We start from the raw sequence: 18,067 nt of genomic DNA, 5'->3' as shown, positions 1-18,067 counted from the left end.
CCTCACAGTATGGCCTGTCGGGTACCCGCGTCGAGTGCCCGACCCCACGGCGACGGCGCTCAGCCCAGGGCGCGGGCGAACGCGGCCGCCAGCTCGCGAACCTGCTCGTCGGTCATGACGAACGCGGGCGAGATCTGCAATGCCCCCTGACCCGCGGCCCGGCTCGACACCCCTTCCGCCCGTAGGGCTTTGACGAAGGCGGGCGCTTCGGCGGGATCGGCGAGCTGGACGGCGGCGACCGCGCCCAACCCGCTGCGCACCTCGGCGACCCGTGGATGCTGTGCCAGCGGAGCCAACTCGGCGTGCAGGGTGGCCTCCAGTCGCGCCGCCTCGGCGAGCAGGTTCTCACGCTCGAGGATGTCCAGATTGGCCAGTGCGGCCGCGGCGGAGGCGGCGTGTCCGCCGTAGGTGTAGCCGTGGCGCCACCACACCCCACCGGCGAAGAACGGCTCGGCCAGGTGCGGCGCGATGAACACCGCGCCCATCGGCAGATAGCCGCTGGTGAGGCCCTTCGCGGTGGTCATCAGGTCCGGGCGGAGGTCGAACCGGCTGGAGGCGAACCAGGAGCCGCCGATGCGGCCGAAGCCGGTGACCACCTCGTCGGCGACGAAGAGGATGTCGTGGTCGGCGCAGATCGCCCGCACCTCCGTCAGATACCCCTCCGGTGGCAGGTACACCCCGCCCGCGCCGATGATCGGTTCGCAGAAGAAGGCCGCGATCCGCTCGGCGCCGACCTCCTCGATCAGCGCGAGCAGCCCCTTGGGGTCGTCCCAGTCGACCGTGCGCGCGTCGGGCATGAGTTCGCCGTAGCCGTCCCGGTTGGGCGGCAGGCCCGACAGCGCGGTGCCCGCGACGTGCATGCCGTGGTAGGCGCGCTGCCTGCCCACCACGATGGTCTTGCCCGGCCTGCCGACCTCGTGCCAGTAGCGGCGAGCGAACTTCGCGGCGGTGTCCACCGAGTCGGAACCGCCGGAGGTGAAGAAGATCTTGCTGCCCGGGATCGGCGCGATCGCCGAAAGCCGTTCGGCCAGTTCCCGGGTCGGCGGCTCGGCGATGTCGCCGAAGTTCGAGTAGTGCGCGATCCGGCGCAGCTGGGCGGCGACGGCGTCGGCGATCTCGGCGCGGCCGTGGCCGACGTTGGTGAACCACAGGCCCGCGGTGGCGTCGAGATAGCGGTTGCCCGCCTCGTCGTAGACGTAGGCGCCCGCACCGCGGGCCACCACGAACGCGCCGTCCCGTGCGACGGCGCCCATATCGGCGAATCCATGCCACAAGGCGTTCATGACACCACCTCTACCCTATGCCGGTGGCGCCCCGGTGTCGGCCCAGCTCACAGCGCCGGACTCGGCGCGCGTCCGCGCGCGGCGAACCCGCCCACCGCGGTGACGGCCACCGCGAGCAACGCGAACACCCCGGTCAGCACGACCAGCCCGACGATCAGCGAGGGATACCCCTGTTCGCGCGGGTCGATGAAGGGATACGGGTACCAGTCGACGACCGGGCCGCGGATCAACGTATAGGCGCCGTAGCAGGCCGGATAGATCAGCCAACCGCCGATCAGCCGGCCGGTGACACCGAGCGCGACCGGGGCGGCCAGCCAGTCGGCGACCAGCACGATCGGCAGCACGCGGTGCAGGATGTCGTTGATCCAGCGGTCGGTGAGCATCACATCGATGTCGGCCAGCAACACCGCGTACACCACGCCGGTGATCAGCAGATAGAGCGTGGCGGCGCCGCGCAGCAGCTGCCAGCGCCGCCCACCCGGGTCGCGCACCCCACCGACCAGCAGGACCAGCACGCCGAGCACGTTGGACTGGATGGTGAAGTAGCTGAAGTAGTTCGCCGTGGAGAACGCCGGTTGGTCGAGGTTGCGCAGCGGAATCCACACCAGCGCGACCACACCGAGTACTCCGAAGGCGATGCGCAGTCCCCGAATCCACCACGCGGTGCCCGAGCCACCGTTCATCGGCCGATCTTCGCACATGGGACCCGCCGAAGCGGGCCGATCGCACGACTCAGCACACCGCGGGTTATCCCCGCGTGCCGTCCCGCCCGCCACCGCGGGGGCGCGCGCGACCGCGACCGGTAGGCTGGAGTGCGCAATGACCAGGACAGCTGACACCGGAACACGCGAGCTCCGCACCCGCCTGGCGAATCTCTCCCTCCGCGACGAACACCGGCTGCGCCGCAGGCTGGAGCGCGCCCGGGGCACCGACCTCGACGAGATCGCCGCCGACATCGCCGCGGCCGAGGCGCGAATCGAGGCACGTCGCGCGTCGGTACCGACGATCCGCTACCCCGAGCAGCTGCCGGTCAGCGCCCGCCGCGACGACATCGCCGCCGCCATCGCGGCCAACCAGGTCGTGGTCGTCGCCGGTGAGACGGGTTCGGGTAAGACCACCCAGATCCCCAAGATCTGCCTGGAGCTGGGCCGCGGCATCCGCGGCACCATCGGCCACACCCAGCCGCGCCGCCTCGCCGCCCGCACGGTCGCCGAGCGCATCGCCGAGGAACTGGGCACCGAACTGGGCGACGTGGTCGGCTACACGGTGCGGTTCACCGACCAGGCATCCGAGCACACGCTGGTCAAACTCATGACCGACGGCATCCTGCTCGCCGAGATCCAACGCGACCGGCTGCTGCGCCGCTACGACACGATCATCATCGACGAGGCGCACGAACGCAGCCTCAACATCGATTTCCTGCTCGGTTATCTCAAACAGCTGCTGCCGCGTCGCCCGGATCTGAAGGTGATCATCACCTCGGCCACCATCGACCCCGAGCTGTTCGCCCGGCACTTCGCCGCCGCCGACGGCACGCCCGCGCCGATCGTCGAGGTGTCCGGCCGGTCCTATCCGGTGGAGATCCGGTACCGGCCGCTGAGCCTGGAGCTGCCCGCCACCGGCGACGAGGACGCGGACACCGAGGACGAGACCACCGTCGTGGACCGCGATCCGGTCGACGCGATCGCCGACGCGGTACGCGAACTCTTCGCCGAGGGCGACGGCGACGTGCTGGTCTTCCTCTCCGGCGAACGCGAGATCCGCGACGCCGCCGACGCGCTGCGCGACCTGAAGCTGCCCCGCACCGAGATCCTCCCGCTGTACGCCCGGCTCTCCGCGGCCGAGCAGCACAAGGTGTTCGCCCCGCACACCGGGCGTCGGGTGGTGCTGGCCACCAACGTCGCCGAGACCTCGCTGACCGTGCCGGGCATCCGCTACGTGATCGACCCGGGCACCGCGCGCATCTCCCGCTACTCGCTGCGGACCAAGGTGCAACGGCTGCCGATCGAGCCGATCTCGCAGGCCTCGGCCCGGCAGCGCGCGGGTCGCTGCGGGCGCGTCGCCGACGGCATCTGCATCCGGCTGTACTCCGAGGAGGACTTCGAGTCCCGACCCGCGTTCACCGAGCCGGAGATCCTGCGCACCAATCTGGCCGCGGTGATCCTGCAGATGACCGCGCTCGGGCTCGGCGACATCGAGAACTTCCCGTTCGTGGAGGCGCCGGACCGGCGGGCCATCCGCGACGGCATCGCGCTGCTCGAAGAACTCGGCGCCCTCGCCGAGCCCGCACCGCAACCGGACGCGGCCGCGCCGTCCGAGGACGGCCCGCGTGCCCCGAAGGGGCGCCGCCGTCGCGGCGGCGAGGGCGGCGCCGGCATGGCGCTGACCCCGATCGGGCGGGAGATGGCCCAGCTGCCGGTCGACCCGCGTATGGCGCGGATGCTCGTGCAGGCCAACCGCAACGGCTGCCTGTCCGACGTGCTCGTCGTCGTGGCGGCGCTGTCGATCCAGGACGTGCGCGAACGCCCGGCCGACCAGCAGCAGGCCGCCGACACCCGGCATGCCAGGTTCACGGTGGAGGGCTCGGACTTCCTGGCCTACCTGCGATTGTGGGACTACCTCACCGAGCAGCGGAAATCGTTGTCGTCCAACCAGTTCCGCCGCATGTGCCGGGAGGAGTTCCTGCACTACCTGCGCATCAGGGAGTGGCAGGATCTGCACGGGCAGCTGCGCACGATCACCCGCGGGCTGGGATGGACGGCCGAACGCCGTCGCGCCACCGCCGACGACGACACCCCATGGGACTCGACCGCCATCCACCAGTCCCTGCTGGCGGGCATGCTCTCCCACCTCGGGGTGCGCGAGGCCGAGACCCGCGAGTACCTGGGCGCGCGCGGCGCGAAGTTCATGATCTTCCCCGGTTCCTCGCTGGCGAAGAAACCGCCGCGCTGGGTGATGGCCGCCGAACTGGTCGAGACCTCACGGCTGTGGGGCCGGATGGTGGCGCGGGTGGAGCCCGAATGGGCCGAACGGCTCGCGGGAAATCTGGTCAAGCGCACCTACTCCGAACCGCACTGGTCGGCCGGGCGCGGCGCGGCCCGCGCCTACGAGCGGGTCACCCTCTACGGCATTCCGCTGGTCACCGGACGCCCGGTGGACTACGGCCGCATCGACCCGGAACTGTCGCGCGAACTGTTCATCCGGCACGCCCTGGTACAGGGTGAGTGGCGCACCCGGCACCGGTTCTTCCACCGCAACCGGGAGCTGCTCGATGATGTCGCCGACCTCGAGCACCGTGCCCGGCGCCGCGACATCCTCGTCGACGACGAGGTGCTCTTCGAGTTCTACGACCGGCGCATCCCCGCCGACGTGGTGTCGGTGCGGCACTTCGACAGCTGGTGGAAGAAGGCGCAGCGGGAGAACCCGGAACTGCTCGACTTCACCGAGTCGACGGTGGTCAACGACGCCGCCGCGGCGCTGGACCCCACCGACTTCCCGGACGCCTGGCGGCAGGGCGAACTCAGCTTCCCGCTCACCTACCAGTTCGAACCCGGCCAGGAGGACGACGGTGTCACCGTGCGCATCCCGGTCGAACAGCTCGCGCACGTGCGCCCGGTCGGCTTCGACTGGCTGGTGCCCGGCATGCGCGCCGAGCTGGCCGGTGCGCTGATCAAGACGCTGCCGAAGGCGCTGCGCCGCAGCGTGGTTCCCGCCCCGGACTTCGCGGCGGCGGCGCTGGCCGCGCTCACGCCGCGCGCCGAACCGCTGCGCGTCGGGCTGGCGCGCGAGCTGTCCCGGCTGGGCGGGGTGACCATCACGCCGGCCGACCTCGACCCGAGCGCACTGCCCGATCACCTGCGGATGACCTTCGCCGCCGTCGACCGTTCGGGCGCCGTCCTGGCCAAGAGCAAGAGCCTCACCGAGCTGAAAACCGCACTGGCCGAACAGGTGTCGAAGTCCGTGGCGAAGGCGACCGCGGGCGCCGAGCGGGCGGCTGCCACGGTGTGGACCTCCGAGACACTGGGCGCGGTGCCCGAGACGGTCCGCAGGCAGGTCGCCGGACAGACGGTGACCGGATATCCGGCCCTGGTGCCCGAAGGCGAGGGCGTGGCCGTCCGGGTGCTGAGCTCGCCCGCCGAGCAGGCGGCGGCGATGCGGGCGGGCATCAGAGCGCTTGTGCTGCAAGCTCTCCCGACCTCGGTGCGGGCGGTGACCGCCGGGCTCTCACCGACCGACCGGCTGGCGTTGAGCCAGAATCCGTACGGGTCGCTGGACGCGCTGGTGCAGGATTGCCGAGCGGCCGCCGCGGACGAACTGATCGCCGCCGCGGGCGGTCCGGTGCGCGACCCCGAGCGGTTCCAGGAGCTGCTCGCGCGGATCCGGCCCGAGTTCGCCACCGCGGTCGCGCGGATCGTGCGGCTGGTGGTGCCGGTGCTCGCGGAGGCGCACCGGGTCACCACCGCACTGGGCCAGATCAAGGAGCGCGACATCGCCGAGGACGTGCGCGCCCAGCTCGACGAACTGGTCTTCGCCGGGTTCGTCTCCGAGTTCGGTACCGCCCGGCTGCGGGAGCTGCCGCGCTACCTGCGCGCGGCACGGGAGCGGCTCGCCGCCCTGCCCGCCTCCGCGGTGCGCGACCGACAGGGCATGGTCGAGGTCGACCGCGCGCTGGCCGCTTACGACCGGCTGCTGCGCGCGCTGCCCGAGCCGCGCCGCACCGCGCCCGACGTGCTCGAGATCTGGTGGATGATCGAGGAGCTGCGGGTCAGCCTGTTCGCCCAGAAGCTCGGCACCCCGTACCCGGTGTCGGCCAAGCGCATCGAAAAGGCCATCGCCGCGGTCCGGCGTTGAACCGAGCCGCGGTCCGGCGCTGAACCGAGCCGCGGTCCGGCGCTGAACCGAGCCGCGGTCCGGCGTCGAACCGGGCCGAGTTCCGCCGTCGAGGCCGCTCAGTCGGCTGTCGCGCCCGCGCGCGCCCGCGCCGCGCGCATCTCGCTGATCTCGCGCTCGAAGTCTTCGGCCGAGGTGAAGGACCGGTAGACCGAGGCGAAGCGCAGGTAGGCGACCTCGTCCAGGTCGCGCAGCGGGCCGAGGATGGCCAGGCCGACCTCGTGACTGGGCACCTCGGGCGAGCCCTTGGCCCGCACCGCGTCCTCCACCTGCTGCGCGAGCAGGTTCAGCGCGTCGTCGTCGACCTCGCGGCCCTGGCACGCGCGCCGCACGCCACGGATGACCTTCTCCCGACTGAACGGCTCGGTGACGCCGCTGCGTTTCACCACCGACAGGATGGCGGTCTCGACCGTGGTGAACCGCCGCCCGCAATTCGGACAGGAGCGCCGACGGCGGATGGCCGCACCTTCCTCGGCCTCGCGCGAGTCGACGACCCGGGAGTCGGGGTGTCGGCAGTACGGGCAGTGCATCCGAGATCCTTCGTCGATGCGTGCGCTCGCGGCGGATGCGCCCTCCGGTCGGGAGGCCGAGCCCGGCGAGCAGGTGTCCAGGCGGGTAGGCAGTATGTCGAGAATACCTGCCGGGATCACCTCGGCACCGGTCACCGCGGCCAAAACCTGGCCCGTTGCCGCATGGGCGGGCGCCGCGTCCGGTGCGCCACCGCGCCGAGCCGACGGCAGCGACGCGCGGAAACCGTTCAGCGCCACCACGGTTCAGCCGCCGCGCTCGGCTGTTCGACCACCGCGGGCGCGGGTTGCTGCGCCGGCTGCGGCGCCGCCGCACGCCACTGGGCGAGCACCAGGAAGCCCGCGACGATCAGCGCGGTGAGCAGGGCCGCGGCGGCCAGTGTCGCAAAACCCAACTGCGCCTGCTCCACCCGCCGCTGCGGCCGCGGGGCGGGCCGGCGCGGCGGCGTGAGACGCATGCGCTCGTAGCGCAGCGGCGCGCCACCGGGACGGCCGACCAGCGGCCTGCGGTCGACCGAGCGGACCCGCTCGCGATCGCGCACGCCGGCGCGCCGGGCGCGGGGCAGCGTGGCGCGGGTGGCGGTGCCGAATGCCGGTGTGCTGGAACGGGTCGCGCTGTACATCGGACAAACCTCCGTGGGGATCCTGGTTGCGGCTCGAAGGGCGTCGGGGCGGGGCGGGCGGTGGCAGCGGGCGGGGCGGCGCCCGGTCCGACCTGCTCGGATCACAGCTTTTCGATCACATGTTCGAAGAACTGATGTTCGAATTTCTACCACGGGCCGCCGACATTGTCAGCACGAAACGCCCGACATACCTCGAACAGATGTTTGAAAGATCGCCGCGCCCGGACTAGATTCGAGAAACGATCTCGACAACGGAAAGGGCGGGTTGCGGTGAGCCGGACAGACGACACGGGTGAGGAGAGCGGAGTCGCCGTCGATCCCGCCCTGAACGGGGCGGATCTCACCGTGCGTCAGCGCAAGGTGCTCGAGGTCATCCGCACGTCGGTGAGCGAGCGCGGCTACCCGCCGAGCATCCGCGAGATCGGCGACGCCGTCGGCCTCACCTCCACTTCCTCGGTCGCCCACCAGTTGCGCGCCCTCGAGCGCAAGGGCTACCTGCGCCGCGACCCCAATCGGCCGCGCGCGGTGGACGTCCGTGGTCTCGACGAGGCGGTCCGCGCGGTCACCGCGCTGCCCGGCGCCGCGCTCGAGGAACCCGACACCCTCGCCGAGGACACCGGCCGCCCCACCCCCACTTTCGTGCCGGTGCTCGGCCGCATCGCGGCCGGTGGCCCGATCCTGGCCGAGCAGGCCGTCGAGGACGTCTTCCCGCTGCCGCGCGAACTGGTCGGCGACGGGTCGCTGTTCCTGCTGCGGGTGGTCGGCCAGTCGATGGTCGACGCGGCGATCTGCGACGGCGACTGGGTGGTGGTGCGCCAGCAGAACGTCGCGGAGAACGGCGACATCGTCGCCGCCATGATCGACGGCGAAGCCACGGTGAAGACGTTCAAGCGCACCGGCAAGGACGTCTGGCTGATGCCGCACAATCCGCTGTTCGAGCCGATCCCCGGTAACGACGCGCGCATCCTCGGCAAGGTCGTCACGGTCATTCGCAAGATCTGACCGTCCCGGCGCGGCGGCGGACAATGGCGGCATGACCGAGCTGGTCTGGTACGCCGCCTACGGCTCCAACATGCACAGCGAACGCCTGCGCTGCTACCTCGCGGGCGGCTGTCCACGGGGCGGGGCGCGCACGCTGCCGGGTGGACGCGATCCGCGCGATCCGGTGCGCACGGCCGCGGTGTACGTGCCCGGCGTGTTGTACTTCGCCACCGAGTCGGCCACCTGGACCGGCGGGCGGGCCTTCTACTGCCCCGACGCACCCGGGGCGATGCCCGCCCGCGCGTATCTGCTGACGGCGAGCCAGTTCGCCGACATCGTCGCGCAGGAGATGTACCGCCTGCCGGGCACCGACCTCGATCTCGCACCGGTGCTGCGCAGCGGCCGGGCCGCCCTCGGCCCCGGTCGGTACGAGACCCTGGTGCGCGTGGGCACCCTGGCGGGTCACCCGATCCTGACCTGCACCGCGCCGTGGCACCACACCGCGGTGCCCGGCAACCCACCGGCGGCGGCCTACCTGCGCCATCTCGCCGCCGGGCTGGTCGAAGGGCACGGCTGGACACCGGAGCGGATCGCCGGGTACCTGGCCACACGCCCCGGCGCCGACCTGGCCTGGACCCCGGAGACGGTGCTCGACGTCCTGCGCTCGCCCCGCCGCAACGGGTCGGCGACCGCCGCGCCACCGGGTTGAGCACACCGGAGTTGGTCTTGTTTGGGTCCGGAGCAGCCCGGGTATCACCACGGGCGTCGAGTACACGGCAGCGAGACGCAACCGAGGGAGATCTCTCATGCTCGAGACCGCCGCGACAACACGAACCACCACCCGCCCGACGGCACGCAGGCCGGGCCAGGCCGAAGACAGTTACGACAACATCGAACCGTGGTTCGCCGAACTGGCGGCGCTCGACGAGCACGACCCGCGCAGGCGGGCATTACGCGAACACATCATCGGGCTGTGCCTGCCGCTGGCCGACCACATCGCCCGCCGCTTCTCCGGCCGCGGCGAAGCCTTCGACGATCTGCACCAGACCGCGCGGCTGGGCCTGGTGCAGGCGGTGGACCGATTCGACGTGCGCCGCGGCAGCTCCTTCCTCGCCTTCGCGGTGCCCACCATCATGGGCGAGGTGCGCAGGCACTTCCGCGACCACACCTGGGCGCTGCGGGTGCCGCGCCGCGCCAAGGAACTGCAGGCCATGATCGGCCCGGCCACCGAGAAACTGTCTCAGCGGCACGGTCGCATGCCGACGGCCCGCGAGATCGCCGCCGAACTCGACGTCGAGCTGGTGGAGGTGACCCGCGCACTGGTGGCCGCCAACGCCTACTCCACCAACACCCTGCACGCTGTCGGTCGCGACGACGACGGCAACGTCGGCCTGTCCATCGGCGACAGCCTCGGCACCGAGGAGCCGTGCTACCGGCTGATGGAGGACGCGATGGCGGTTCGCCCGTTGATCGCCGCGCTCCCCGAGCGGGAACGCCAGGTGTTGATCTGGCGGTTCTACGATTCGCTCACCCAGTCCCAGATCGCCGAGCGTCTCGGCGTCTCCCAGATGCAGGTCTCGCGGATCCTCAACCGCACCCTGACCCGGCTGCGCGAGGAAGCGCTGGCCGAACCCACGGCCGCCGTGGCCTGAGAACCCCACGACACCCCGGGCGCGAGAGTTTGCAACCGGTCTCCGCTGCGGTTTGATCAGTGCGGCGCAGGGTAGTTGCTGTGCAGTAGCCACCCGGCCCGTGTTCGGTTGTTCCCACGGGCCGCTCGTTCGACGTGTTTCCCCGGTTCGACTTGTTTCCGCAGGACGTGGCACCACCCCTATTCAGGAGGATGAGTCGTGGGCGTTCGGTCAGGTTCGAGCTCTGGTTCTCTCCCGCACGACGGCGGCGACGTCGTCGGTCTGCTGCGCCCGCGCGGCGGACTGCACATCGTGCTCGTCGCCCCGCCCTACTTCCAGGTGCCGCCGACCGGCTACGGCGGCGTGGAGGAGGTGGTGGCGCAGCTGGCCGACGCGCTCGTCGCGCGCGGTCACCGGGTCACCCTGATCGGTGTCGGCGAGCCGGGCACCGCCGCGGATTTCGTCGCCGTCGCCACGCACGGCGCGGCCGAACAGCTGGGCGAAGCGTTTCCCGAGGTGGTGCACGCGCTCCGGGTGCGGCAGGCGATCGAGGAACTGGCGGCGACGGGCCCGATCGACGTCGTGCACGACCACACCTTCGCCGGGGTGCTCAACGCGCCCACCTACCGCCGGCTGGGTATCCCCACGGTCCTCACGGTGCACGGCGCGGTGGACGGCGAGTTCGGCGAGTACTACCGCCGCATCGGGGCGAGCGCGGGACTGGTGGCGATCAGCGACCGCCAGCGCGCCCTGGCGCCCGGGCTCAACTGGGTGGGCCGGGTCCACAACGCCGTCGTCCCCCAGCGCTGGCCGTTGCGCACCGAGAAGGAGCCCTACGCGCTGTTCCTCGGCCGCTACTCCCCCTGCAAGGGCGCCGATCTCGCGCTTCGCGCCGCGCACGAGGCGGGCGTGCCGCTGATCCTGGCCGCCAAGTGCATCGAACCGATCGAGAAGGAGTTCTTCGAGGACTGTGTCCGGCCGCTGCTCGGCGACCGGGACGTGGTGTTCGGGGAAGCGGATTCGACGCAGAAGCGGCAGCTGCTCGCCGGCGCCCGCTGCCTGCTGTTCCCGATCCGGTGGGAGGAACCGTTCGGGATGGTGATGATCGAGGCGATGGCCTGCGGCACACCGGTGGTCGCGCTGCGCGGCGGCGCGGTGGCCGAGGTGGTCGAACACGGGGTGACCGGCTGGGTCTGCGAGACCCCCGCGGAGCTGCCGGATGCGGTGCGGCGCAGCGCCGCTCTCGATCCGCGCAAGTGCCGGGCGCGGGTGGAGCGGCTGTTCAGCGTCGACCGGCTGGCCGCCGGGTACGAGGCCGTCTATCGCGAGACCGTCGCGACCGCGCCGCTGCCCGCGTCCGCGCCCGCCCTCGTCGGATCGGCGGTGCGGTGATGACCGCGCCACTGCGGCCGCTGGCCGGCACGGCGAATGTCTGTGCGGTCGAGGCGGATTCGGGATCGCTCTGCGTGAGCGACCGGCGCGGTGACATCCAGCGTGGCGCCACCCAGGGGCTCTTCTACCGCGGCGCGCGGGTGCTCTCGCAGTGGGAGTTGACCGTGGAGGGCCGGGGTGTGGAGCAGGTGGCCTTCGACAACGTCTGTCCCGGCCAGACCCGCTTCCTGCTGCGGGTGGCACCGCATTCGGGGCCGGAATCCACCGTGCTGCTCGAGCGCCACCGCATGCTGGGGCACGGTCTCACCGAGACCATCACCGTGCGCAATCTCGGCCACGAGGACACCGCGCTGACCCTGACACTCGACGTGGACGCCGATTTCGCGGACCTGACCGACGTCAAGCACGGCAGGCCGGGCGCGGGCGGCGCCGACGTCGTGATCAGCGGCGAGGAAATGCTGTTCACCGACGACAGCGACGCAGGCCACGGCGTCGCGGTGATCGCCGACGGCGAGCCCGCCGTCACGCCGGGCCTGTTCCGCTGGCACGCCGTGGTTCCCGCTCACGACCGGTGGCAGGCGACGGTGTTCGTCCAGCCGGTGCACCGGCACCGGCGATCCCCGGTGGTCGGTACCGAGGCGCCGCGTGAGCCGGACGAACCGAACACCAGCTGGCGCGCCACCCCGACCCGGGTGCACGCCACCGCCCGCGAGTTCGCGCGGGTGCTCGCCCACACCGAGACCGACCTGGCCACCCTGGCCGTCCGGCACGGCGACGGCCGGCCCGCCTACCTGGCCGCGGGCGCACCGTGGTCGATGTCGCTGTCGGGCCGCGACAGCATGCTCAGCGCGTGGATGACGTTGCCGCTCGATCCCGAACTCGCGCTCACCACATTGCGCACGCTCGCCGCCACCCAGGGCACCACCTGTAATCCGCACACCGAGGAGGAGCCGGGTCGCATCATCCGGGCCTTCCACGGGCCCGGCGAACCGGACCGGGCGGGGGCCTGTTACGGCTCGGTGGACACCACGCCGCTGTTCGTCATGCTGCTCGGCGAAGCCCTGCGCTGGGGTGCGGACCCGGGCGAGGTGCGGCGTTTGCTGCCCGCCGCCGACGCCGCCCTGGCCTGGATCGACGGGTACGGCGATCTCGACGGCGACGGCTTCGTCGAGTACCGCCGCCACACCGATCGCGGGCGGATCCACCAGAGCTGGAAGGACAGCTGCGACTGCATCAACGACGCGCACGGGCACCGCGCCGATCCGCCGATCGCGCTGGCCGAGGTGCAGGGCTATGCCTACGCGGCCGAACTGGCCCGCGCCGAACTCGCCGAGGCGTTCGGCGACATCCGCACCGCCGAGCGGATGCGGGCGCGCGCGGCCGATCGCAAAAAGCGCTTCGACGCCGCGTTCTGGATATCCGAGCGCGGCCACTACGCGCTCGGCCTGGACGGACACAAGAACCACATCGACGCGCTGACCAGCAATCCCGCCCACTGCCTGTGGACAGGCATCGTGGCCGACGCACGTGCCGCCGAACTGGTCGAATCGCTGGCCCGCCGGTCGATGACCAACGGCTTCGGGCTGCGCACCCTCGGCGCCGACATGGCGGCCTACAACCCGATGAGCCATCACAACGGTGCGGTGTGGCCGCACGACACCGCCATCGCCGTCGCCGGGCTGCTGCGCTACCGGCAGGTGCCCGGCGCCAAGGCACTGGCCGAGACACTGACCGCGGGTCTGCTGGACGCGGCCGGGTTCTTCGACGGACGGCTGCCGGAGCTGTTCTGCGGCTTCGACCGCACCGAATTCCCCACGCCCGTCCCGCATCCGGCGTCGTGCGCACCGCACGCCGTCGCGGCGGCCGCGCCGCTGTTGTTGCTGCGCTCCTGGCTCGGCCTGCAGCCGGACGTGCCGCGCCGGACCCTGGTCCTGCATCCGAGCCTGCCGCACGACTGGGGCACGGTGCGCATCGGCGATCTGCGGCTGGGGAGCGCGACCGTGCACATCACCGCGCACACGAACTCGGCCGAGGTGACCGGCCTGCCCGCGGACTGGCAGCTGCGCCGGGCGGGCACCGGGCACGGGGCCGACCGCGGCGGCGCACCGTTCGCCGACGACGAGCACGTGTCATCGGCCACCCGCTGACGGACGATCAGCCCGCCGCGAGGTCCTCCCGCGGCGGCTGCACCCGCTGGGCGCCGATGCGCTCGATCCGGTCGCGGCCCCAGGTCGCCAGCGGTTCGAGCGCACGGTTCAGCGACCGGCCCAGCTCGGTGAGCCGGTACTCCACCCGCGGCGGCACCTCGGGATGGGCCTGGCGGTCGACGATCCCGTCCTCCTCGAGCTCGCGCAGTTGCTGGATGAGCATCTTCTCGGAGATGCCGGGCAGGCCGCGGCGCAGCTCGCCGAACCGGCGCACACCGTGGTTCTCCAGCTCCCAGAGGATCAGGCCCTTCCATTTGCCGCTGACGACGTCCATCGCGGCGTCGATGCCGCAGAAGTACGGGCCGAATCTCTTCTCGCCCATGCCTCCCACCTCCTCACACACCCGTGGGTGAGTACCCCACCGAATAGTAGGTACTTGCCGGTTCCACCGTATCGGGTGAGGGTGGAGTCCGGCGCCGCACCAGCCCCTGCGAACAAGGAGAACCACCGCCATGGCGGACACCCGATCCACCCCCGTGACAGTCCTCGGCCTCGGTCCGATGGGCCGTGCGCTCGCCGCCGCGCTGCACAAGGGCGGTCACCCCACCACGGTGTGGAATCGCTCCCCCGGCAAGGACGCCGACCTCGTCGCCGCCGGCGTGCGCCGCGCGCCCGACGCGCCCGCGGCCGTGCGGGCGGGCGAACTCGTCGTGGTCGTGCTCAGAGATCACGCCTCCGTCCACACCGTGCTCGATCCGCTCGCCGCCGAGCTGGCCGGACGGCAGGTGCTCAACCTCACCAGCACCGCGCCCGCGGAATCGCGCGACCTGGCCGCGTGGGCCGAGAGCCACGGCATCGAATACCTCGACGGCGGCATCATGGCCGTGCCCGAGATGATCGGCACCGAGGGCTCCTCGATCCTCTACAGCGGCTCCCGCGCGGTGTTCGACCGCCACCGGACCGCACTCGAACTACTCGGCCGCGCCGACTATTTCGGCGCGGACGCCGGGCTCGCCGCACTGGTCGACTTCGCGTTGCTCTCCGCCATGTACGCGATGTACGGCGGGTTCTTCCACGGCGCGGCGCTGGTCGGGTCGGCGGGCATCTCCGCGACCGACTTCGCCGGGCGCGCCGGCGCGTGGCTCACCGCAATGGCGCAACTGCTGCCCCGGTACGGCGCGGTGATCGACGGTGGCGACTACACCACCGACGTGCAGCATCTCGATTTCCAGAAGGCCGCCTTCGACGCGATCGTGCGGGCCAGCCGGGACGCCGGTGTCGCGCTCGACATCGTCGCGCCGATCAAGACCCTCATCGATCGGCAGGTGGCCGACGGACACGGTGCGCTGGCGTTCGAGCGCACCGTGGAGGAACTGCGCTGAGTCCGCCGCCGACGCGGTGGGCTCGAGCGGAGCTTCTCGGCCCACCGCCCACCGCGGTGTTATGAGCCGGGCCCGACCGGGTAGGCGCCGGGATATGACCGACACCCACTCCGAACCGGCCCTGCGCCTGCCGGTGGGCCGGCAGCAGATCGTCGTCAACAACCGCTACGAGAGCATCTCCATCGCCAACGACGTGCTCATCGCCGTCTTCTTCACCGCCGGCAGCATCCTGCAGTTCTTCGACGCCACCGTGGTGGCCGGGCGCTGCCTGTTCCTGATCGGCTCGCTGTACTTCCTGGCCCGGCCGCTGATCCGGCTCAACCGCCGCGTGCATCTGCAGCGGCTGGGCGCCGACCGCGACGACGGGTACGACTACTGAGTACCTGGGCTAATGCGGGTATTTCGCCGCGTAGCGGGCGCGGTCGGCCGCGCGTCTGCGGGCGCGCTCGGGGTTCTCCAGATCGGCGGGTAGTCCGTGTTTGGCCAGGCGGTGCGCGCGGTTCATCGGCATGAAGGCCGCGGTGTAGAACAGCGCGAGCAGCACGGCGAGCAGCACCATCGAGCCGCGCAGCCACAGCTCGCCGGGGAACATCAGGAACACCGCGAACAGCGGGGTGAAGGGAACGAGGCCGCGGATGAGGTGCCGGGCGACCGCGTGCCTGCCGGTGAGGTCGTGGCGGACCCAGTCCTGCAAATCGTCGGGTAGGCGGCGGCCGAGGGAGTAGCCGATCCACTGGACGGGATTGGGGCGTTTCATGCGGAGACTCCTCGGGTGGTGGACAGCGAGCGGCGGGCCGCCTCGTTGACGCGGGTGAGCACCTCGCGCAGCTCCTCGAGGTCGGCGATGGTGACGCCGAGGCTCTCCACCACGGCGGGCGGGATGCGCTCGGCCTTCGCACGCAGCGCGGCGCCCGCTTCGGTGAGGTTCACCTGGAGGTTGCGTTCGTCGCGCGGGTCGCGCTCCCTGGTGATCAGCCCGGCCGCCTCCAGCCGCTTGAGCAGCGGGGACAGCGTGGGCGAGTCGAGCTGGATGGCCTCGGCGATGGCCTTGACCGACATCGGGGCACGCTCCCACAGCGCCAGCATCACCAGGTACTGCGGGTGGGTGAGCCCGAGCGGTTCGAGCAGTGGGCGGTAGACCGCCAGCACCGAGCGGTTGGCGACGGCGAGGGCGAAGCACACCTGCCGGTCCAATCGCAGCGGGTCATCGATCTCCACGGAGCCTCCTTCCAGCGCCGCCACCCAGCGCGGCCTTTCGTTTAGACACTATCAGTTAATGCGTTAATTGTTCACGCCGCCTCGGTCCCGGCGCCATACGGTAGGCGGGTACCGTAAATAGTGGCCGGATCTCGTTGCTAGAGTCGACACCAAAATAAGGTTCACCGATCCGTTGCGGCGCTTGGCATTACCGCTCCTGGCAACCCTGGTGTTGCTGGCCGGACTGCTCACCGAATGCGTCGGCGCCGCCGCCGCGAGCCACCACCACCCCGCCTCGACCACCCCCTCCCCCGCGCACACCGCCGCCCACTCGCTCGACGATGCCGCCGCGCACCCGTGCGCGCCACACCCCGCGCACTGCGTGGAGAAGGCGCTCGCGCCCCGCCGGCCTGCCCGCTCCGACGGGCACACCGGCGGCCGTCCCGGTCGCGGGTAGCGAGCCGGCCCCGGCGCCGTCGCCGGCGATCGCGACACCGCGCGGACCGCCCACCGCACTGCCGGTGCGCGGGGGCTGCGAAATCCTGACCCACCTCTGTATCGCTCGGCGCTGACGGGCAGGCGCCAGGCCGGACCGCGTGGTCCGTGCCGGTGTCCATCCCGCTCCGCGCATCCTCCGCAGAAGCGAACAGACGCATGAAAGACCGGGCCGCCCTGCACATGGTGCGCCGCGCCGAAAGCCGCGGCGACCTCGCGGCCGGCGCCCGGATCGTCGAATCCAGCAGCGGCACCCTGGGATTCGGGCTCGCCCTGGTCGGCCCGATTCCCCCGGCGCGCGGCCGGGGGAACCGGGCCGCATCCGTCAGCCCTGCAGCAGGCCGCGCATCTGGTCGATCTCGGCCTGCTGGCCGTCGATGATCTGCTGAGCCAGTGCCTTCGCGGCCGGGTCGGCACCCTGCGCGAGCTCGGTGCGCGACATCTGCACCGCGCCCTCGTGGTGGGCGATCATCATCGTCAACCACATCCGGTCGAACTCGGCGCCGCGGGCCGCCCGCAACTGCGCCATCTGCTCGTCGGTCATCATGCCGGGCATCGACATGTCACCGTGCCCCATGCCGGCGTGGCCGCCGCCGTCGACGGGCGCTCCCCAGCTCTGCAACCAGCCGGTCATGGTGGCGATCTCGGGGTCCTGCGCCTGCTGGATGCGGGCGGCCAGGTCGCGCACGCGCGGGTCGGTGCTGCGCTCGGGCACCAGCGCGGCCATCTCCACCGCCTGGCGGTGATGCGGGATCATCTCCTGCGCGAACGCCACGTCGGCGTCGTTGTGCGCGGCCGCACCGGTCGCGCCGGTGGTCGCGCCGGCCGTCGTGGACGACGCGGTGGTCGCGTGCGTGTCGTGGTCGCCGCTGTCGTCGCCGCAGCCGGCGAGGAGGGCGGCGGTGGCCAGGACCGCGGGGATGGCAGCGCGCAGGGTCGTACGAGTGGTCATGGTGTGTGCTCCTGGAAGTAGGAATTGCTTGTGGCAGGTGAGAGCGCGCCGCGACCCGGAACGCCGGGTCCGGCGGGCGTCGATCACAGCCGCAACACGCACAATGCGGCCAGGCGCCGGGAGGTCGGGCGCGGTGGCGGCCGGGCCACCGACGGCGCGGTCCGGCGAGCTCGGGCGACCGCGTCGTCGCGGGTCAGGCCGACCAGGCCGAACAGCACCAGCGCGAGACCGGCCAGCGCGGTGAGGATCGCCGCGCACAGGTGGAGCAGATCGTGGCCGCCGTCGTGTTCGCCGGGGGCCGGTTCACCGGGGGCGCCGTCGCGCGGTCCCGCGGCAACCTCCGGTCCACCGGACCCATCGGCACGGTGGCCGTCCGGCGCGAATCCGGTGACCTCGTGCAGGTCCGCCGGGGCGGATGCCGCGGCGGGAACGGCCGCGTGCCGCGAATGATCCGCCGCCCCTGTCGAATCGAGTGCGGCGCCGACGAGGTGGTGCATGCCCAACACCGCCATCGTCACGACGGCGGGCAGCCATGCACGCAGGAGCGATCCATCGGCGAGCCGCACG

General features: G+C 71.8%; 18 protein-coding genes and 1 pseudogene. 10 read left to right on the top strand and 9 right to left on the bottom strand.

Annotated features, from left to right (window positions below; translation table 11 throughout):
• Nucleotides 1-59: 59 nt before the first annotated feature.
• Nucleotides 60-1,283 (bottom strand): aminotransferase family protein, encoded by a 1,224-nt coding sequence (locus tag AMO33_RS00510; RefSeq protein ID WP_060589760.1) that lies wholly within the window; start codon nucleotides 1,281-1,283, stop codon nucleotides 60-62.
• Nucleotides 1,284-1,330: 47 nt separating this feature from the next.
• Nucleotides 1,331-1,966: a Pr6Pr family membrane protein gene (locus AMO33_RS00505; RefSeq protein ID WP_041560257.1), complete on the bottom strand. Its 636-nt coding sequence runs from the start codon at nucleotides 1,964-1,966 to the stop codon at nucleotides 1,331-1,333.
• A gap of 136 nt (nucleotides 1,967-2,102) precedes the next feature.
• On the opposite strand from AMO33_RS00505, the gene hrpA reads away from it, so the two are divergent.
• Nucleotides 2,103-6,134 (top strand): ATP-dependent RNA helicase HrpA, encoded by a 4,032-nt coding sequence (gene hrpA, locus AMO33_RS00500; RefSeq protein ID WP_060589758.1) that lies wholly within the window; start codon nucleotides 2,103-2,105, stop codon nucleotides 6,132-6,134.
• 98 nt (nucleotides 6,135-6,232) lie between these two features.
• On the opposite strand, the gene nrdR is transcribed toward hrpA, so the two are convergent.
• Together nrdR and AMO33_RS00490 are read right to left on the bottom strand one after the other, a co-directional pair.
• Nucleotides 6,233-6,703, bottom strand: a complete 471-nt coding sequence (gene nrdR / locus AMO33_RS00495) for a transcriptional regulator NrdR (protein ID WP_011210331.1) — start codon at nucleotides 6,701-6,703, stop codon at nucleotides 6,233-6,235.
• A 227-nt stretch (nucleotides 6,704-6,930) separates the two neighbouring features.
• On the bottom strand, nucleotides 6,931-7,323 hold the full coding sequence (locus AMO33_RS00490) for a hypothetical protein (RefSeq protein ID WP_011210332.1): 393 nt from the start codon (nucleotides 7,321-7,323) through the stop codon (nucleotides 6,931-6,933).
• Between the two features lie 324 nt (nucleotides 7,324-7,647).
• Between AMO33_RS00490 and lexA the strand changes: the two genes are divergently transcribed.
• The 5 genes from lexA to AMO33_RS00465 all read left to right on the top strand — a co-directional run bounded on the left by lexA (nucleotide 7,648) and on the right by AMO33_RS00465 (nucleotide 13,474).
• Nucleotides 7,648-8,325 (top strand): transcriptional repressor LexA, encoded by a 678-nt coding sequence (gene lexA, locus AMO33_RS00485; RefSeq protein WP_050768301.1) that lies wholly within the window; start codon nucleotides 7,648-7,650, stop codon nucleotides 8,323-8,325.
• A gap of 31 nt (nucleotides 8,326-8,356) precedes the next feature.
• Nucleotides 8,357-9,013 (top strand): hypothetical protein, encoded by a 657-nt coding sequence (locus tag AMO33_RS00480; RefSeq protein ID WP_060589756.1) that lies wholly within the window; start codon nucleotides 8,357-8,359, stop codon nucleotides 9,011-9,013.
• 97 nt (nucleotides 9,014-9,110) lie between these two features.
• Entirely contained in the window at nucleotides 9,111-9,956 is an 846-nt protein-coding gene (locus AMO33_RS00475) for an RNA polymerase sigma factor SigF (RefSeq protein WP_060589754.1), read from the top strand.
• 261 nt (nucleotides 9,957-10,217) lie between these two features.
• A complete protein-coding gene (locus AMO33_RS00470; RefSeq protein ID WP_240327574.1) occupies nucleotides 10,218-11,327 on the top strand; it encodes a glycosyltransferase family 4 protein in 1,110 nt (369 codons plus the stop codon).
• Nucleotides 11,327-13,474 (top strand): amylo-alpha-1,6-glucosidase, encoded by a 2,148-nt coding sequence (locus tag AMO33_RS00465; RefSeq protein ID WP_060589751.1) that lies wholly within the window; start codon nucleotides 11,327-11,329, stop codon nucleotides 13,472-13,474. The genes AMO33_RS00470 and AMO33_RS00465 overlap by 1 nt, the downstream gene beginning before the upstream one ends.
• A 7-nt stretch (nucleotides 13,475-13,481) precedes the next feature.
• On the opposite strand, the gene AMO33_RS00460 is transcribed toward AMO33_RS00465, so the two are convergent.
• On the bottom strand, nucleotides 13,482-13,856 hold the full coding sequence (locus AMO33_RS00460; protein ID WP_011210338.1) for a winged helix-turn-helix transcriptional regulator: 375 nt from the start codon (nucleotides 13,854-13,856) through the stop codon (nucleotides 13,482-13,484).
• 130 nt (nucleotides 13,857-13,986) lie between these two features.
• Here AMO33_RS00460 and AMO33_RS00455 point away from each other — a divergent pair, with 130 nt between their 5' ends.
• Nucleotides 13,987-14,856, top strand: a complete 870-nt coding sequence (locus AMO33_RS00455; protein ID WP_060589749.1) for an NAD(P)-dependent oxidoreductase — start codon at nucleotides 13,987-13,989, stop codon at nucleotides 14,854-14,856.
• Nucleotides 14,857-14,950: 94 nt separating this feature from the next.
• Nucleotides 14,951-15,235, top strand: coding sequence for a YrhK family protein (locus AMO33_RS00450; RefSeq protein ID WP_041560258.1), 285 nt, complete (start codon nucleotides 14,951-14,953; stop codon nucleotides 15,233-15,235).
• A 9-nt stretch (nucleotides 15,236-15,244) separates the two neighbouring features.
• On the opposite strand, the gene AMO33_RS00445 is transcribed toward AMO33_RS00450, so the two are convergent.
• Together AMO33_RS00445 and AMO33_RS00440 are read right to left on the bottom strand one after the other, a co-directional pair.
• Nucleotides 15,245-15,613 carry a DUF5313 family protein gene (locus AMO33_RS00445; protein ID WP_011210341.1) on the bottom strand — a complete coding sequence of 123 codons (369 nt, stop codon included), beginning with the start codon at nucleotides 15,611-15,613 and terminating at the stop codon, nucleotides 15,245-15,247.
• A complete protein-coding gene (locus AMO33_RS00440; RefSeq protein WP_098700121.1) occupies nucleotides 15,610-16,074 on the bottom strand; it encodes a MarR family winged helix-turn-helix transcriptional regulator in 465 nt (154 codons plus the stop codon). The genes AMO33_RS00445 and AMO33_RS00440 overlap by 4 nt, the downstream gene beginning before the upstream one ends.
• Before the next feature lie 181 nt (nucleotides 16,075-16,255).
• Here AMO33_RS00440 and AMO33_RS00435 point away from each other — a divergent pair, with 181 nt between their 5' ends.
• Both AMO33_RS00435 and AMO33_RS32915 read left to right on the top strand, forming a co-directional pair.
• Nucleotides 16,256-16,510, top strand: a complete 255-nt coding sequence (locus AMO33_RS00435; RefSeq protein ID WP_139337559.1) for a hypothetical protein — start codon at nucleotides 16,256-16,258, stop codon at nucleotides 16,508-16,510.
• Between the two features lie 197 nt (nucleotides 16,511-16,707).
• Nucleotides 16,708-16,830, top strand: a pseudogene (locus tag AMO33_RS32915) (pyridoxal-5'-phosphate-dependent protein subunit beta); the annotation flags it as partial.
• A gap of 43 nt (nucleotides 16,831-16,873) precedes the next feature.
• On the opposite strand, the gene AMO33_RS00430 reads toward AMO33_RS32915, so the two are convergent.
• Entirely contained in the window at nucleotides 16,874-17,500 is a 627-nt protein-coding gene (locus AMO33_RS00430; protein ID WP_060589744.1) for a DUF305 domain-containing protein, read from the bottom strand.
• Between the two features lie 83 nt (nucleotides 17,501-17,583).
• A complete protein-coding gene (locus tag AMO33_RS00425; RefSeq protein WP_060589742.1) occupies nucleotides 17,584-18,066 on the bottom strand; it encodes a hypothetical protein in 483 nt (160 codons plus the stop codon).
• Nucleotide 18,067: the final 1 nt, after the last annotated feature.

The organism is Nocardia farcinica, from assembly GCF_001182745.1.
Taxonomy (GTDB): Bacteria; Actinomycetota; Actinomycetes; order Mycobacteriales; family Mycobacteriaceae; genus Nocardia; species Nocardia farcinica.
This window is presented reverse-complemented; position numbering and strand designations above follow the sequence as displayed.

Excerpts from the sequence above, each read along its gene's own strand:
- AMO33_RS00450 (WP_041560258.1), top strand. The coding sequence starts at position 14,951 with ATGACCGACACCCACTCCGAACCGGCCCTGCGCCTGCCGGTGGGCCGG.
- AMO33_RS00480 (WP_060589756.1), top strand. The coding sequence starts at position 8,357 with ATGACCGAGCTGGTCTGGTACGCCGCCTACGGCTCCAACATGCACAGC.
- nrdR (WP_011210331.1), bottom strand. The coding sequence starts at position 6,703 with ATGCACTGCCCGTACTGCCGACACCCCGACTCCCGGGTCGTCGACTCG.
- AMO33_RS00505 (WP_041560257.1), bottom strand. The coding sequence starts at position 1,966 with ATGAACGGTGGCTCGGGCACCGCGTGGTGGATTCGGGGACTGCGCATC.
- AMO33_RS00490 (WP_011210332.1), bottom strand. The coding sequence starts at position 7,323 with ATGTACAGCGCGACCCGTTCCAGCACACCGGCATTCGGCACCGCCACC.
- AMO33_RS00460 (WP_011210338.1), bottom strand. The coding sequence starts at position 13,856 with ATGGGCGAGAAGAGATTCGGCCCGTACTTCTGCGGCATCGACGCCGCG.
- AMO33_RS00430 (WP_060589744.1), bottom strand. The coding sequence starts at position 17,500 with ATGACCACTCGTACGACCCTGCGCGCTGCCATCCCCGCGGTCCTGGCC.
- AMO33_RS00445 (WP_011210341.1), bottom strand. The coding sequence starts at position 15,613 with ATGAAACGCCCCAATCCCGTCCAGTGGATCGGCTACTCCCTCGGCCGC.
- AMO33_RS00465 (WP_060589751.1), top strand. The coding sequence starts at position 11,327 with ATGACCGCGCCACTGCGGCCGCTGGCCGGCACGGCGAATGTCTGTGCG.
- AMO33_RS00455 (WP_060589749.1), top strand. The coding sequence starts at position 13,987 with ATGGCGGACACCCGATCCACCCCCGTGACAGTCCTCGGCCTCGGTCCG.
- hrpA (WP_060589758.1), top strand. The coding sequence starts at position 2,103 with ATGACCAGGACAGCTGACACCGGAACACGCGAGCTCCGCACCCGCCTG.
- AMO33_RS00510 (WP_060589760.1), bottom strand. The coding sequence starts at position 1,283 with ATGAACGCCTTGTGGCATGGATTCGCCGATATGGGCGCCGTCGCACGG.
- AMO33_RS00475 (WP_060589754.1), top strand. The coding sequence starts at position 9,111 with ATGCTCGAGACCGCCGCGACAACACGAACCACCACCCGCCCGACGGCA.